This window comes from Aquisalimonas sp. 2447, assembly GCF_012044895.1.
In the GTDB taxonomy this organism is placed as follows: Bacteria; Pseudomonadota; Gammaproteobacteria; order Nitrococcales; family Aquisalimonadaceae; genus Aquisalimonas.
The window spans coordinates 2859383-2873574 of sequence record NZ_CP050695.1 but is presented as its reverse complement, the minus strand read 5'-3'; the positions used below and the strand labels follow the sequence as shown (position 1 = coordinate 2873574).

The 14192-nt window shown below is 65.2% G+C and carries 16 protein-coding genes and 1 riboswitch; of the genes, 10 read left to right on the top strand and 6 right to left on the bottom strand.

Annotated features, from left to right (window positions below):
• Positions 1-46 precede the first annotated feature (46 nt).
• Complete coding sequence (locus KU884_RS13635; RefSeq protein WP_167783126.1) at positions 47-1546, top strand: GGDEF domain-containing protein; 1500 nt, start codon at positions 47-49, stop codon at positions 1544-1546.
• A gap of 27 nt (positions 1547-1573) precedes the next feature.
• Here the strand turns inward: KU884_RS13635 and KU884_RS13630 are convergent, their stop codons facing one another.
• Entirely contained in the window at positions 1574-3826 is a 2253-nt protein-coding gene (locus KU884_RS13630) for a mechanosensitive ion channel family protein (RefSeq protein WP_167783125.1), read from the bottom strand.
• 280 nt (positions 3827-4106) lie between these two features.
• Between KU884_RS13630 and KU884_RS13625 the strand changes: the two genes are divergently transcribed.
• Complete coding sequence (locus KU884_RS13625; protein ID WP_167783124.1) at positions 4107-4925, top strand: hypothetical protein; 819 nt, start codon at positions 4107-4109, stop codon at positions 4923-4925.
• Positions 4926-4984: 59 nt separating this feature from the next.
• Here the strand turns inward: KU884_RS13625 and KU884_RS13620 are convergent, their stop codons facing one another.
• Entirely contained in the window at positions 4985-5575 is a 591-nt protein-coding gene (locus KU884_RS13620; RefSeq protein ID WP_167783123.1) for a 2-hydroxychromene-2-carboxylate isomerase, read from the bottom strand.
• Positions 5576-5712: 137 nt separating this feature from the next.
• Here KU884_RS13620 and hspQ point away from each other — a divergent pair, with 137 nt between their 5' ends.
• On the top strand, positions 5713-6027 hold the full coding sequence (gene hspQ, locus KU884_RS13615; RefSeq protein ID WP_167783122.1) for a heat shock protein HspQ: 315 nt from the start codon (positions 5713-5715) through the stop codon (positions 6025-6027).
• Positions 6028-6076: 49 nt separating this feature from the next.
• Here hspQ and KU884_RS13610 read toward each other — a convergent pair whose 3' ends face one another.
• On the bottom strand, positions 6077-6916 hold the full coding sequence (locus tag KU884_RS13610) for a universal stress protein (RefSeq protein ID WP_167783121.1): 840 nt from the start codon (positions 6914-6916) through the stop codon (positions 6077-6079).
• A gap of 178 nt (positions 6917-7094) precedes the next feature.
• Here KU884_RS13610 and KU884_RS13605 point away from each other — a divergent pair, with 178 nt between their 5' ends.
• Entirely contained in the window at positions 7095-8849 is a 1755-nt protein-coding gene (locus KU884_RS13605; RefSeq protein ID WP_167783120.1) for an alpha/beta hydrolase, read from the top strand.
• Between the two features lie 89 nt (positions 8850-8938).
• Here KU884_RS13605 and KU884_RS13600 read toward each other — a convergent pair whose 3' ends face one another.
• The gene (locus tag KU884_RS13600) at positions 8939-9370 is read right to left on the bottom strand and encodes a hypothetical protein (RefSeq protein WP_167783119.1); all 432 of its coding nucleotides are present in this window, start codon (positions 9368-9370) and stop codon (positions 8939-8941) included.
• Between the two features lie 87 nt (positions 9371-9457).
• Positions 9458-9602: riboswitch (cobalamin riboswitch) on the bottom strand.
• A gap of 69 nt (positions 9603-9671) precedes the next feature.
• Here KU884_RS13600 and KU884_RS13595 point away from each other — a divergent pair.
• From KU884_RS13595 to KU884_RS13585, 4 genes are all read left to right on the top strand, one after another.
• The gene (locus KU884_RS13595; RefSeq protein WP_167783118.1) at positions 9672-10178 is read left to right on the top strand and encodes a hypothetical protein; all 507 of its coding nucleotides are present in this window, start codon (positions 9672-9674) and stop codon (positions 10176-10178) included.
• A 51-nt stretch (positions 10179-10229) separates the two neighbouring features.
• Positions 10230-10364 carry a hypothetical protein gene (locus tag KU884_RS19135; RefSeq protein ID WP_256368066.1) on the top strand — a complete coding sequence of 45 codons (135 nt, stop codon included), beginning with the start codon at positions 10230-10232 and terminating at the stop codon, positions 10362-10364.
• Complete coding sequence (locus tag KU884_RS13590; protein ID WP_167783117.1) at positions 10361-10726, top strand: hypothetical protein; 366 nt, start codon at positions 10361-10363, stop codon at positions 10724-10726. Before KU884_RS19135 ends, KU884_RS13590 begins: the two co-directional genes overlap by 4 nt.
• A 97-nt stretch (positions 10727-10823) precedes the next feature.
• On the top strand, positions 10824-11285 hold the full coding sequence (locus KU884_RS13585; RefSeq protein WP_167783116.1) for an FxsA family protein: 462 nt from the start codon (positions 10824-10826) through the stop codon (positions 11283-11285).
• A 69-nt stretch (positions 11286-11354) separates the two neighbouring features.
• Here the strand turns inward: KU884_RS13585 and KU884_RS13580 are convergent, their stop codons facing one another.
• Entirely contained in the window at positions 11355-12041 is a 687-nt protein-coding gene (locus tag KU884_RS13580) for a hypothetical protein (RefSeq protein WP_167783115.1), read from the bottom strand.
• A 241-nt stretch (positions 12042-12282) separates the two neighbouring features.
• Between KU884_RS13580 and KU884_RS13575 the strand changes: the two genes are divergently transcribed.
• Positions 12283-12648 carry a phasin family protein gene (locus tag KU884_RS13575; protein ID WP_167783114.1) on the top strand — a complete coding sequence of 122 codons (366 nt, stop codon included), beginning with the start codon at positions 12283-12285 and terminating at the stop codon, positions 12646-12648.
• Positions 12649-12714: 66 nt separating this feature from the next.
• On the opposite strand, the gene KU884_RS13570 is transcribed toward KU884_RS13575, so the two are convergent.
• Complete coding sequence (locus KU884_RS13570) at positions 12715-13083, bottom strand: DUF6164 family protein (protein ID WP_167783113.1); 369 nt, start codon at positions 13081-13083, stop codon at positions 12715-12717.
• 104 nt (positions 13084-13187) lie between these two features.
• Between KU884_RS13570 and KU884_RS13565 the strand changes: the two genes are divergently transcribed.
• Entirely contained in the window at positions 13188-14150 is a 963-nt protein-coding gene (locus KU884_RS13565; RefSeq protein ID WP_167783112.1) for an alpha/beta fold hydrolase, read from the top strand.
• Positions 14151-14192: the final 42 nt, after the last annotated feature.

The window sequence follows — 14192 nt, the reverse complement described above, 5'->3', positions numbered from 1 at the left end:
CGGCAGGTCGTCGACACATCGGCCAATGAGGTTGCCAACGTCGCCCATGGATGCACAGATCCGGGAAGCCCTGCAGTACTGTCCCAGCCTGCCCACGCTATCGTCGGTGGCCATGCGTATCGTGGAACTGGGGCGTGATCCCGAGGCAAACGTCGCCACCGTGGCCTCGGTGCTGTCCCAGGATCCTGCCCTGGCCAGCCGCATCCTGCGTGTCAGTAACTCGCCTCTCTATGCCAAGCGCAGATCCTGCGACAACCTGCATCAGGCTGTCGCGGTCATCGGCCTGAATTCCGCACTGACCCTGGGGTTGAGCTTCTCGCTGGCGGATCAGTTGCGGGGGCCGTCGGTCAGCGCCGGGGCGCTGGAAGCCGTATGGCGGCGTGCACTGATCGCCGCTACCGCATGCCGCTGCCTGGGCGAGATTCTCGGTCGGCGGGATCTGGAAGAGCTCTTCCTGGCCGGGCTGTTGCAGGATGTTGGCGTGCTGGCCCTTGAGGCGGCGCTGCCGGAGCGATACGGACAACTGCTGGGCGCTCAAGCTGACCACAACGAACTCGTGCGTCGTGAACACGACACCCTCGGCACCGATCACGCCGATGCCGGTGCCTGGCTGATGCGTTACTGGAGCCTGCCCGAGTATCTGGCAACTGCGGCTCTGGGTAGCCATGACCCGGAGGCCGTGGATAGTGCGGAGAGCCTTCGCCCGTGCGTGTTCTGCGTTGCCCTGAGCGGGCGTGTTGCCGATCTGTTTCTGGCCCATGGCGGCACGGAGGCCACTGAAGCGCTTGGCGAGCAGGCAAATCGGTGGCTTGGTCTCGGCGGCAGTGAACTGGAAGGGCTGCTGGGTCGTGTCGCGGAGCGGATGCCCCATCTGGAGCGGCTGTTCGAGACCGATATCATGTCGCCGCGCCGTGCCACCGGCATTGTCGACGAAGCGCGTGAAGTGCTGGCTGTGCGTAACCTGCAGCTCATCAGCGAGGTTGCCGAGCAGCACCGCCGAGCCAGCGAACTGGAACGCAACAGCCGTGCCTGGCGCGAGACCGCCAGCCGCGACGCGCTCACTGGGCTTTACAACCGACGCTACCTGGACGAGCGCCTGGAGTCCGAGTTCGCCATGGCCAGGGAGCACGGCTGGCCCCTGGCGGTGGGTTTCCTGGATCTGGATTACTTCAAGGCGGTCAACGACCGGCACGGGCATGCTGTGGGTGATTCCGTTCTGGTGCGCGTCGGTGAGGTGCTCGCAGATCATCTGCGCAGCGGTGATTGTCTGGCGCGTTACGGCGGTGAGGAGTTCGTTGTCGTGCTGCCCGGTACCGGGGCGCCCAATGCGGCGCAGGTGTTCGATCGCCTTCTCACGGCCCTGGAGCAGCTGGCGCATACCGACGAGCAGGGTGCGACCTTTGGCGTTACCGCCTCCGTCGGTGTCGCGGTGCAGGAGGGCGGGGAGGAGGTCGCGGAGTCGGTCGCGGACTTGCTGCGTGCCGCCGACCGGGCGCTCTATGATGCCAAGCGCGCCGGCCGCAACTGCCTGCGCTTCCACGAATAGCGCCGCTGGGCGGCGCCCCTCGTCGTCTCAGCGGTCCGGGGCGCTGTCGGCCTCGGGGGTGTCGTCAGTGGATGCGTCTGCCTGCCCCTCCATGCGCAGACTGATGCGCTGGGTTGCCAGGTCCAGGCCGTCTTGCTCGAAACGGCGCTTGAGGCGCAGATTGAATTCCCGGGCGATATCCCACTGCATCACCGGCGCAGTGCGGATTCGCACCCGCAGCACCGCGGCACCGTCCTCGAACCGTTCGACGCCCTGGAACTCCAGCGGTGCCCAGATGTTCCGGCCGAACTCCGGATCGCTGCGGACGTCCTCGGACACCTCCAACAGGAGGGCGCGAACGTCGTCGACGGCCGACGTATGCGGGACCTTCACCCGGATCAGGGCGACGCCGAACTGCCGCGACATGTTGTGAATGGCCTGAATCTGGCTGAAGGGCACGATGTGGAGGATGCCGTCCAGATCCCGCAGGCGCACGGTGCGCAGGCTCAGGCCCTCCACCGTGCCCATCTGGCCGCCCAGGTCGACAAAATCGTCGATGGCCAGGGAGTCCTCGATGAGGATGAACATGCCGGTGATCAGGTCCTGCACCAGTGTCTGGGCGCCGAAGCCGATGGCGATGCCGATGATGCCCGCGCCGGCCAGCAGCGGCGTGACGTTGACCCCCAGGTTGGCCAGGGCAACGATCACGGCAATCACCAGGATAGCGGTGAAAATCACGTTGCGGACCATGGGCGTGATGGTCTGCACCCGCGCCGTGTTCACCCGCCGACCGCGGCCTTCCATGGTTGAAGTCAGGCCCCGATGGATGGCGCTGTCGGCGACGATCCAGGCCAGCCAGGCGAGCAGGGCCGTGATGGCCACCGCCAGTAACGCCTGGGCGATGCGGCCACCCAGTGTTTCCTGGCCGAAACCGAACAGGGAGCCACCCCACACCCACAGTGACGCTTCCACGAACGCTGTCCAGGCGGCCAGATGTGCCACGGTATAACCGAACCGCTCCAGGCGGCGTTGATAGTCCGAGATGCGCCGTGGTCGCCGATCGAGGCGCTCTGCGTGGTGGTTGATCAGCCCGGTGATTGCCAGCGTGGCAGTGAGCAGGGCGATACAGATGACTCCACGGATGAGTACGTCCCCGGGCTCACCGGTGGCCACCACGACGGTCGCCAGGGACATCAGCACCAGCACCAGCACCGGTAGGTGCCAGTAGCGGCTGATCAGGCGCAGCAGCTCATTGACAGTGGTGTTGCGCCGGCGTTCGTGAAAGGGGCGGTTGTAGATGATATGGCGCACCGGCCGCCGGAAGCGCAGGATGAAGTGGCCTGCCAGCAACGTGGCAATACCGCTGATGAGTAGGGCAACGAGTTCGGCCAGCGAATGCCCCAGCATGGATTCGATGGTTCCGGAACTGGTGGCATCGGCCAGGCCCACCAGCGCTCCCAACAGGAACAGCCGTGGCAGGCCGTTACGGCGCAGGATGGCGACAGCAGGCCGCCGGTGTCCGCGGGCAAACACCGCCAGGACCAGTTCACAGACCAGCGACACCGCACGCCCGAGCAGTGCGGCATAGGCCAGAACCAGGGCGGTGGTACGGCCCGGCGTTGCCGGCGCCAGATAAAGCAAGCCGAGAAGCACGCCGAAACCAAGTGCCCAGGGCAGGAGGCGGCGCAGCAGATGTGCAGCAAGCAGCCAGCCGCGGGGTTCGTTGGGTAGTCGCTGTGGCCATCCCCGGGCAATGGAAACACGCCGCGCCAGAAACAGGCCTGCTCCCACCAGTGCGACCCAGACGGCGAGAAATATTCCGATGTCCGTCGCGAAACTGGTGAGGTCTCCGGTGTCGGACTCGGTCGCGATGGCACCGATATCCTGCCACGCTTCGCCGGTACGTTCGGTCCAGGAATCCAGCAGGGTACCGTCCGGTGTTGCCTCGTCGCCGAATTCTTCCAGGGCCGTGCTCAGTGCGCCCAGCAGACCGGTGCCGGGGGCCACCTCCGGCTCTTCCTCGGTTTCGCCAATGGCGGCGCGCAACTCCCGGAGATCCTCCAGTAATGCCCCGCGCTGCTCGGCATCCTCCAGCGTCGTAATGACGTCATCCAGACTCTGCTCCAGGTCCCGGCGGTCGGAGGCGTCCAGTTCCACGGCGGCTTCTTCATCGGTGAGCTGGTCCAGAGTGACCGGCTGCGCGTGCGCCCCGGTTGCCACGAGCAGGCCGCCGAGCACCAGTGCCAGCAGTGCGCCTGCTGATTGCAGAGCGAACAGGGCGAAACCGCGTTCCCGGGGCATGACAGGGCTCCATTTCGGCGAGACCGCCAAGCCTAAACGCACACGCGGTACGGACACCAGCCCGGGGGTGTTCGGCGTCTGCATGATGGGCGTTGACGTGTGGCTGCCGGGATGTAAGGCGATTGTAAGGTGACGTCAGGCATGCTGAAGGCAAGACGGTGGGCAGACGTGCATGGGTGCGCGTGTGGCGGGGAACGTGAGTATGTTAACCCGGTGACCAGAAGAACCCGATCAGGGCTCACGGAGCTGCGTCGGGGTGCATGGAGCAAGAGGGTGGATCATGACAACAACCAATCGAATCATTGCCGCTGCGGCGGCGCCGTTGCTTCTTGCCGCCACTGGCCAGGCGCTGGCGGACAGTCGCGCCGCGTACGATACGCCGGATGGCGAATTCACCGTCGAGTACCGCGATGCGGACAATCTCCGCATCGGCTTGCCTGGTCCGGAACGACAGTTCCTGCTGATCGCGGACGGCGAAGGGCATGTTCTCGGACGCGACGACGATGGCTGGTATGCCATATCCACCGAGCAGATTGCCGAGCTGAGCGGCGACGCTCCGTCGCAGCCGGACGTGCGGATCGAACCCCTGGGCCAGGAGGAGATGGTGGCCGGATTCGTCGGTGAGCTCTATCGCCTTGATGAGGGGGATGACTGGGCCGGTGAGTGGGAGGAGATCGATCGCATCGTGCTGAGCGATGACACCCGGCTACGCGGGATCGGCCAGGCCTTCCAGCGCATGGGGGAGCTGTTCGAGGGCGTTGAGCAGGACGCAGAGATGGTGGGCGTCGGGCAGGTGGATACGTCGGAGTACACCTTGTTGCGCTCCAGGGACATGGAACTGACGGAGTTCAGTTCGGACACTCTGCCGGATCACAGCTTCAGCCTGCCGCCGGATGTCCGCCACCGGGACCTGGTGGCCGAGGTTGAGCAAGCGCGTGAGCGTGCGCCCGAGGGCGAAGCTGATGGCAGTGACGAGCCGGGCTGGCTCGGCCGTCAGATCCGCGGCACCGGGGAGGTCGCCCGGGACGATGCTGCCGGTGAAACACGTGGTGAGGTACGGGATCGCGTGCGTGACGGCGTCCGGAGCCTGTTCGACTGACGGCCCCGGTCCGCGACTTGGCCGTGGCACTCGCCGGTGCCGCGGCCGCTGTCGGCTGATTACTGGCGCTGCAGCGCTTCGGCCACGAAATCCAGACGGTCCTGCCCGAAGAACATCTCATCACCAACGAAGAATGTGGGTGCGCCAAAGGCGCCGCGTTCCACGGCTTCGTCGGTATTGGCCCGCAGCCGGTCCTTCACGTCCTGCCGCCCTACGGCCTCCTGAAATTCCTCGGCGCCGATCCCCGCCTGTGCGGCCAGATGGGCGAGGATCTCCGGATCCTCGATATCCTGATCGTGCACCCAGAAGCCCTCGAACACGGACTTGACGTAGTCGGGAAACTCCGGCCGGTCCAGGAACGCGACTGCACCGCGCAGGGCGGACATGGTATTGACGGGGTGTCTGGAGGGGTAGCGGAATGCCACGCCGTAGCGCTCGGCAAAGCGGCTGAAATCCGTGCGCATGTACTTGCCCTTGGCGGGGATGCTCGGCGGCGGGGTGTTCCCCGTCGCCTTCATGACCGCGCCGAGCACCATCGGCCGATAGAGAATCTCCGCGTCGGTTCGCCGGATCAGCCCCGGAAGCTGAGTCCAGGCAAGGTAACTGGCGGTGCTGACGAAGTCGAAGAAGAACTCAACCTGTCGTGTCATTACTGGTCGCTCCCTGTTGGTGCGTGCCGCCCGCCGGACAGCGGTGCTCCGGATTGGATCTTTACGCGGCTGCCGACGGTACGCATAGTCGAGAACAGGGTAAGCGTTGTTCGGGCTGACGGATAGAGGATGCAACGATGGAAGTCACACCGAAATTCGCGGTCGGCGAAGTGGTTCACCACCGGAAGTTTGACTACCGCGGGGTGATCGTTGACGTGGATCCGGTCTTCCAGGGTACCGACGCCTGGTACGAAACCATGGCCCGCAGTCGGCCACCTCGGGATCAGCCTTGGTACCACGTGCTTGTGGATGGTGCCGCGCACAGCACCTACGTTGCCGAGCGCCACCTGGAACCGGATACCTCCGGCCAGCAGATCGAGCATCCGGCGCTGGGCGAGTTCTTCAATCGCTTTCTGGGCGGGCGCTATTACGCTCCGGGCCAGCGGCATTGACCACCGGCCCGGGGCAACGCCGCTGAGACCGACAGAACGTCCGGGCAGGTCAGTTACTATCCTTCGCCCGGAACGCGTATACCGGGCAGTTGATGGCATGGACCACATCCCGGGCCACACTGCCAACGGTGAGCTTGCGGAAGCCGGTGTGGCCGTGGGTGGTCATCGCTACCATGGCACCGGGATAGCCCGCCACGTACTCGGCGATGGTCTTGCCCGGATCCTTGCCGTGGAGCACGTCCCAGTTGACCTCGAAGCCGTGATTCCTGCGGATCTCGGCGGCCTTCGACTGCAGGTAGCCGGATTCCGCGGCGTCCTGAGCCAGAGCGGTGTGGTGGACGTCCGGTGATTGCACCTGAATCAGCATCAGGCTGGCACCGGTGGTCTTCGCCAGGGCGGCGGCCGGTGCGATGATCGCCTCGGAGAGAGCGGAGCCGTCCAGGCACACCAGCAGTGTCTGCAGCGGCCCCTGCCAGTCGGCGCTGAACTGCGGACCGGTCAGCACCACGGGTGTGTCTGAGCGGTTGAGGATGTCGCTGGCCACACTGCCCAGCAGGATGTCGCCAATGGCCGTGCGGGCATGGGTGGCCATGCATACCATGGCATCCGGTGATGCCTGGATAACGCGCATCAGCGTTCCTTCCTCCTCGCCGATAGGGACGGTGTTCAGGTCGGCCTTGAGCACGGAGATGGTGGGGTTCTCGATGCCACGGCGCTCGGCTTCTCCCTGAAGTGCCGTGCGCCGTTCTTCGCTCGCCGATTCGGTGGGGATGATGGAAACAATGTGCACGCTGCGGCCCGTCTGCCGTGACAGCACGTTCGCGGGCGTCAGGGCGGCGAGGGAACGCCGGCTCCACTCTACGGGGACGATGAGTTCCTGGCTGCTCATGGCGACACTCCTCTTTTATTCTTCAGTATGGTCAGGTTGTACCTGACTACTTACTTTGCCGTAGACCGATCCGCTTACTCTTGATCCGGATCAACAGAAGCCCCCGGTTTTTTCCTTGTAATGGAAGGTGATCAAGCCACTCTTTTCATTTGGGTTCGCGTTGAACCAGGAGCAGCGAATGTCCCGGGCTACAGTTCCACAGCATGACATCAACCCGCCAGATCCGCCGTCACCGCTGGACCGCATGGTGCGGGTGGCCATCGGCAGGGCGACCATGGGGCTGTCGCCCGCTGCGCTGCAGCTCGCCTACCTGGACTGGGCGGTGCACCTGGCGAGCTCGCCTGGCAAGCAAATGCAGTTGCTGGACAAGGTTCTGCGCAAGGCCGGTCGGTTCGCCCAATACTCGGTACACTGCCAGGAGGCCGGTGCCACGCCCTGCATTGACCCACTTCCCAATGATCGGCGGTTCGCGGCGGAGGAGTGGCAGCAGTGGCCGTTCAACCTCGTGTACCAGTCGTTTCTGCTGACGCAGCAGTGGTGGCACAACGCAACCACCGGCGTGCGCGGCGTGACGCCCCATCACGAGGAGGTAGTGAACTTCCTCGGGCGCCAGGTCCTGGACATGATCTCGCCCAGCAATTACCTGCTGACCAACCCCGAGTTGCTCCGCCAGACCATGGACGAGGGCGGCGCCAATCTCACACGCGGCGCCCGCTACTTCTGGGAAGACGTCCAGCGCAGCATCAGCGGCGCGGCGCCCACGGGGGCCGGGGACTATGTCCCTGGCAACAACGTCGCCGTGACGCCCGGCAAGGTGGTGTATCGCAACCGGCTCATGGAGCTGATCCAGTACGAGCCCGCAACGGCGCGGGTGCACCCGGAGCCTGTGCTGATTGTCCCGGCGTGGATCATGAAGTACTACATTCTCGATCTCAGCCCGGAGAATTCCCTGGTACGTTACCTGGTGGGGCAAGGTTATACGGTGTTCGCCATCTCCTGGAAGAATCCGGATCAGGGTGACCGTGACCTGTCACTGGACGACTACCGTCGCTCCGGGGTCATGGCCGCGCTGGAGGCGATCAATGCCATCGTCCCGGAAAAGCCGGTGCACGGTGTCGGCTATTGCCTCGGTGGGACGCTGCTGATGATCGCAGCCGCCGCCATGGCGCGGAAAAAGGATGAGCGCCTCGCCAGCCTGACCCTTTTCGCCGCCCAGGCGGATTTCTCCGAACCCGGCGAGCTGGGCCTGTTCATCGACGACAGCCAGGTCACGTTCCTCGACGACATCATGTGGGAGACCGGCTATCTGGATGGTCGGCGCATGGCCGGCGCGTTCCAGCTTCTGCGCTCACAGGATCTGATCTGGTCCACCTCCGTGCGGCAGTACCTCCAGGGCGAGCGCTACGCCATGAACGACTTGATGGCCTGGAACGCCGATGCCACCCGGCTGCCTTACCGCATGCACAGCGAGTACCTGCAGCGGCTGTATCTGGACAATGAATTTGCCGATGGCGTCTTCGCAGTGGATGACGACGCGGTGCACCTCTCCGACGTCAAGGTGCCGTTCTTCGTGGTGGGCACCGAGAAGGACCACGTGGCGCCGTGGCCATCGGTCTACAAGATCAATCGCATGGCCCGCAGTCCGGTGACCTTCCTGCTCACCAACGGCGGGCACAACGCCGGCATCGTCAGCCCGCCGGATCATCCGCGCCGCCGTTACCGCGTGCATACCCACCAGCCCGACGAGCTGATGCTCCAGACCGACGACTTCATGGAGCAGACGCCGGTCCAGGAGGGCTCCTGGTGGCCCGAGTGGCTGTCGTGGTTGCAGGCACGCTCGGGCAACAAGGTGAAGCCGCCGGAGATGGGTGCGGCCGCGGCGGGGTACGCGCCCCTGTATCCAGCCCCCGGCAAGTACGTGCACCAGAAGTGATCCCGGAGCGCAGGCTCCGGGGCAGCGATCTGGCCTCTGCCCGCTGAGGTGGGCTCCCGGGGGCTACAGAGCCAGAGGCTGTCAGCCGTTCAGCGTCTCGCCGCTGATCGGATTGCACCGCGCCTTGCGCTGGGCAGGCCCAGAAGCTGGTCCAGCGGCAGGGCGTCGGGCACTTCCAGCGAGCCGTCGCCATTCAGCAAAGTGCCGGCCCGGTGACTGACCAGCCACTGCCGCGCCCACTCAGGTGCCTTGCGGCGGGCTTCCATTTCCCTGAGCACCTGTAGCAGGTCCTCGGCGGTATCCGGATCCAGCCATTCCGGCGCCGGTGTGGTCGTAGTGCCGTGCAGGTGCTCGAGTTCCGGGCCGACGAATCCGCTCCAGCGTACAGGTTCCATGTGCACGCCCAGGCCTGCCAGTAGCCGACGCAAGGCCGGCGTCAGACGGCCGCGCAGCACCAGGGTTTCCAGTGGTGCTCCGGGCGGCCGCGTAGTGTGGGCAGTATGCAGGCTCGCAGTATTCATGGGCTTCTCCCGTGATCATCCGTGGGTGAGAAGCCGTCGCGGGGTTGGCGGGTGGTGGGTGCACCAGTACCGCGGAACCTTGGCGCGAGGCTCCCGTGACGTCTTCGGCGGTGATCGGGCTCGGCGAGTACATTCGCCATACCGTTGCGCGACAGCCCCGGATTCTCACCGGTGTTCCCCGCTGGACTCAGCATGTTGAGTCTCTGTGAAGACGAAACCCAAGATATAGGGTGGATTGGGTCGGTGCAACCCCGCCGGCGAGTTGTTACACTTTGAGGCCTTTTGACGACGGGGCGGATCAATGACGGCCACCGCGCAGGAATGGAACTGGCTTGATTTTGACGCGGAGCGTGTGCGCGCGCTGCTGGCCCATGCGAGCCAGTGCAGCCAGCATGAACCGACGGCGGATCAGATGCTGGAGGCACGCTTTCGTCACCCCGAAGCGCCGAAACCGCCCCGGGGCGAACTGCCGCCGCGCGAGCATCTGGCGCTGGACGCAGTCCCCGCGGGCCTGCAGGTGTGTATCGGCGACGGCCTGTGCCTGGTCAGTAACGGGATTGGTGGAGAAGCGCCAGCACCCGTGTTCGCGCCAGGGTGCGATCCCCGCCAGGATGGCGACTGGCGGGCGACCGTCGAAGCGGCGGCCGGGGTGGAGCAGCAGGTGCTGTTCCTGCCGGCCGATGCCGTGGATGAGGTGCTGGCCGAGGCGGGCGACCGGGTCTGGCTTGGGCTGCGTCGCGATGAGGAACGCTTCGGCGTGGAAGAGTACGGCCTGTCCCCCACGGCCAATGCGCCCAACGACGGGTGACGGCTATCCGGTGCCCGCCGCCGGGCGTCCCATCCTCAATACTGGAGCGAGGTGCATGATGCCCGGATCGATCACGTCGGCTATGGCGAGGGTGTATCGATGACGTTGACGTTGCCGGAGCGAGTGATCGACGATCTGCACTCATTCTGTGCCGACAGCGGCATTACCGTGGACCCTGAGGAATGAACGAGTCGGAACGCAAGAACCTGGAGCATGAACTCAACGCCACACTGGGCCGGGCGTGTGAAGCGGCCCGCGGGGAAATCCCCGGGTTCCAGTGGGTGACCCACGTCATGGAGTATGGCGAAGTCACCACGAACATCCATGTGGTCTGGGTGTTCGACAGTAATCGCCACCTTGCCGAGGCGTTGCGGGCGGGGCACGAGGCATACCTGAATCATCTCACCGAGGAGGCGCTGGAGGCGGCCGGCGTAACGGTAAGCGACATCCGCCAGCATGTGGACTTTGACAGTGAGGAGGAGTGCGCGCGGGCCCACGGCGGCGACTGGAAGCTGCGCCTGACCTCCGAGCCGGAGCACGTCCACTGACGCAGGAAACGACCCCCGGGGGTTGCAATCGGCCGTCGTCGTCGCCATTCCGCTCTCAGTGTTGCCTTCACTTGCCCAGAACGCGCCGAGGTGTGCCGTGCCCGTACTGCTGCTACTGCTGCTACTGCTGATCGTTGTTCCTCTGGTCGAGCTGTTCATCCTGATCGAGGTCGGTCAGGTCATTGGCGCGCTGGCTACCATTGGCCTGTGTGTGTTGACTGCCGTCATCGGGGGCGCCCTGCTGCGCCATCAGGGCCTGCAGACACTGCAGCGAGCACGCATCAACCTCGACCGGGGTGCCGTTCCGGCGGTGGAGATGCTCGAGGGGCTTGCTCTCGGGGTGGGCGGCGTCATGTTGCTGACTCCCGGGTTCGCGACGGACGTGATCGGGTTCGCCTGTCTGATTCCGGCAACGCGGCGGCTGATAATCCATGCACTGATGCGTCGCGTGCATGTCCAGTACGGGCCGGTGCAGGGGCAGACGTCCGATCGGCCGGCACAGGGTCGCGAGGCGATCGAGGGCGAATACCGGCGTGGTGATCCGCCGGAACAGCGTTGATACGCTGTGGGGAACACGCATTATTCAGCAGTGTCACACATAGCGGCAGTCCGTTTATCAGGCGGCCTTTCAGTGCCGTAGGCAATCCAGGAGTACGTTATGAGGACAGGATTGAAGACAGCCTGCGCGATGCTTGCCTTCGCGTTCCCGGTGGCGTTGATCGCCCTGGACGGGCCCGGGGCCGGCGGCGCGGCGCCGGGTACGGGGTCGGCCGCAGATCGTGCCACCGGCGCGGGGCAGGGTCAGCCGGGCATGGGTGGCCCGCAACAGCCGGGCGCCGGCCAGCCCGGCGGCGGCGAAATCGATCAGGGCCCCCCGGTTCGGGAGCGCATTCGCCAGCAACAGCAGGCAGGTGAAGACCCGCACCAGTCCCGTTCCGGCCTGGGTGTCGAGGGTGGCGGTGCCGATGCCCGTGCCGGCGTCGGTCAGCCCGGTGGAACCCAGGGGCAGCAACCTGCCGCGCCAGGGCAGGACGGCGCCCCGGGACAGCAAGGGCAGGCTCCGGGGCAACAGGGACAGGCTCCCGGTCAGCAAGGCCAGACACCGGGTCAACAGGGTGCGGCCCCTGGCCAGCAGCGCGAGGCCCCGGGTCAGCAGGGTCAGGCTCCGGGTCAGCAGGGTCAGGCTCCGGGTCAACAGGCGGCGACTCCCGGGCAGTCCGGAGCAGCGCCAGCTCAGCAGGGTCAGCAACCGGGAGCCCAGCAGCAGGCGCCTGGCGCGGGCGAACAGCCCGGGCAGATCGGTGAGCAGCAGCAAAGCCCCGGTGCCGGCGACACTGCTCCGGGGGGTAGCCCCGGCATGCAGTGACAGCGTTGCAGGGCGTGTCCCTCTTTTCCTTGAAGGCCGGTCCAGGACCGGCCTTTTTCGTTTCGGGACACTAGGACCGCCTCTACGACCGGATTCCTGGATGTTGCGCTGCCGCAATTGCTTTGCTATATTGCATCGCAACAAAGGCAGAGGGCCTTTGCAGATCCAACGAATCCAGAGGAGGTTGATCATGAGCAATGAAACCGTGACCCAGATGCAGAAGCAGTTCGACAGCACCTTCGGCGCCCCGGCGCGCACCTACGCCAGCATGGTGCTGGATCATGTCGAGCAGCTCGCGAACCTGCAGTTCGAGGCCGCCAAGGCCTACGCCGAGACCGGCGTGCAGCAGGCCCGCGCTGCCCTGGACGTGAAGGATCCGTCCGACGTCCGCGCCTATGTCGAGAACCAGCAGAAAGTTGCCAAGGATCTGGGCGAGCGTATGAAGGGCGACGCCGAGAAGGTGGTTTCCCTGAACCAGGCCTTCGCGCAGAACGCACAGAAGGTTGCCCAGGAAAGTGCCCAGAACGTCTCCAAGGCCGCCGGGCAGAGCAAGTAAGCCCGGATTCCGGTTACGAAAAAACGCCACCTTCGGGTGGCGTTTTTTTTGTGTAAAGGGACACTACTAGTCGCCGATCAGCCCCAGGAAGGGGGTGATGGAAAAATACAGTATCAGGCCGACGATCCCCATGTAGAGCAGATACCGGAGTGGGTCGCGACGGAAGAGCGAGACAAACGTTTCCTGGTTTCCCGCCCGGCGCTGTTCCTCGTATTCCGCGCGTGCCTGCTGTCGGCGGCGCTGCTGGTAGTTGTCCAGCAATGAGCGCACACGTGGGTAATCGTCCACCTCACGCAGCCAGATCGCACCCATGCTGAGCCCCCAGCGGTTGGGTGGCGTTTCGTAGTAGTCCACTGCATGCTGGCGTAACAGGTCCCTCACCTCTTCGGCTTCATCCTCGGGAACCCCGCGCAGATTCATTAACAGTTTTGCCATGGTGCTCTCCGTATCGCGCCACCATGATACCCACCAACAGACAGGGTGAGGAACGTGCAGCCGTCCATCCTTGGGTGGCGGAGACAATTGCAGGGAGGAAAAGAATGCTGACGGTGCTGTTGGTGGTTGTTCTGAGCGTCCTTGTATCCGGTGGGGCGTATGCCTGGTTACTGTTGCGCACCGGCCCGGGCCCGGAGCAGGAAGCGTTCGACGGCGAACTCTACAGGGTCGGGCCCAGTTGTGTGTACTACCGGCGCGGTGACGGTGCAGGGGAAACCGTGATTGCCGTGCACGGCTTTCTGGAGAGCCCGGCCTACTTCACCGAACTGTATCGCGAGGATTCTGCGGCACTGGTGCTCCTCGGCAACGGGGATTACCATCCGGCGTTGAGACCCCGGCAGGTCACTGAGCCTCCGTGGGCCCGATTCCCCGAGGCAGGCGTCGGCACCATCGAGCATGATGCCGAGGTGCTGATCCAGGTGATGGAGCATCTGGTGACCACCCCGGCTGTCCTCCTTCACGGGCATTCCCGGGGCGGGGCCGTGGTGCTCGAGGCGGCGGCACGCCGGCCGGATCTGTTCGGATTTGCCCGGGCCATCCTCGAGGCACCGGTGCTGCCGCAGGCCCGTCAGCCGAGGCCGGCTCCTGCGGTCGTGATCGGGGCGTTACCTCTGCTGCTACCCTTGTGGCGCCGTCGGCCCATCAATCGGTTCAACAGGCGGGTGTGGGGGAGTCTGGACGACGCGCGCAAGCGCAGGGTGATCACCGCCCTGCCGTGGAATGTCCGGCGGGCGCTGACGGTGCGGCGTAACCTGCTGAACATCGCAGACTGGGTCGAGTCGCGACAGGCCAATGTATTCCAGGGGCTTGGCTCGGCATCCATACTCGTCCCCGGGCGTGACCGGGTGCTCGATCCCCGCAGCATGCAGGCAAGCGCCGCCGAAGGCGGGCCGCATGTCGAGGTGGTGCGGCTGTCGGAAGTGAGCCACTTCGTCACGCTGGACGCGCCGGACGCCGTTCGGCGTGTCCGTGAGGGTGGCAAGCCGCACGACGACGCTGAGACCTGACAATGTTCCTGAAAGGTTAGCAAACTACCGTTTGGCTTGTGC